This window comes from Planococcus wigleyi (assembly GCF_014836985.1).
GTDB lineage: Bacteria > Bacillota > Bacilli > Bacillales_A > Planococcaceae > Planococcus > Planococcus notacanthi.
Map to the genome: position 1 here is coordinate 1 of NZ_JACSPU010000018.1, position 1,087 is coordinate 1,087.

The following is a 1,087-nucleotide window of genomic DNA, read 5'->3' on the forward strand; positions in this document are numbered from 1 at the left end:
CAAAAGGTTTAGAAGGTGTAGTAGCAACCCAATCCGCGATCAGCTCGATCATTGATGACACACTTACATATGTCGGCTACGATATTGATGACTTGGCCGTAAACGCGAGCTTTGAAGAAGTGATTTATCTGCTGTGGCATCAACGGTTGCCAAAAGCAGACGAATTGGCGGAACTGAAGCAGCAATTGGCAGACAACATGGCGGTTCCACAGGCTGTGCTGGACCACTTTAAAACATACGACATCAAATCGGTTCACCCGATGGCGGCACTCCGCACGGCAGTTTCCATGCTTGGCCTGTTCGACGAAGAGGCAGAAGTAATGGAGCCGGAAGCGAACTACCGCAAAGCCATCAAGATCCAGGCGAAGATTTCGACGCTTGTGACGGCTTTCGGCCGCATCCGCAATGGCCAGGAGCCGATTGCACCCAAATCGGACTTGAGCTTTGCGGCGAACTTCCTGTACATGCTGTCCGGCAACCTGCCGGAAGCAGTGGAAGAAGAAGCGTTCAATAAAGCGTTGGTGCTTCATGCCGACCACGAATTGAACGCATCGACGTTCACGGCGCGTGTGGCTGTGGCAACATTGTCTGACGTCTATTCCGGCGTCACGGCAGCCATCGGCGCCTTGAAAGGCCCGCTTCACGGCGGCGCCAACGAACAGGTGATGAAGATGCTGACGGAAATCGGTTCTGTCGACAACGTGGAAGCGGTCATCAACGAAAAACTGGCGAACAAAGAAAAAATCATGGGCTTCGGCCACCGTGTCTACCGCAATGGCGACCCGCGTGCGAAGCACTTGCGTGAAATGTCCCAGAAATTGACGCAGATCCGCGGCGAAGAAAAATGGTACGACATGTCCGTGAAGATCCACGAAATCGTCACTGGCCAGAAGAACCTGCCGCCGAACGTCGATTTCTACTCGGCATCGGTTTACCACAGCCTGAACATCGAACACGACCTGTTCACGCCGATCTTTGCGGTTTCCCGCACATCCGGCTGGCTGGCACATATCCTTGAGCAGTATTCGAACAACCGCCTGATCCGCCCGCGTGCGGAATACATCGGGCCTGGCATGCAGACGTATGT

Annotated in this window: 1 protein-coding gene; it reads left to right on the forward strand. The window is 54.1% G+C overall.

Features of this window, described 5'->3' with window-relative positions; translation table 11 throughout:
- Positions 1-1,087 (forward strand): citrate synthase (citZ, locus tag H9630_RS18740; RefSeq protein WP_191716991.1); only part of this gene is annotated, 1,087 nt, incomplete at both ends.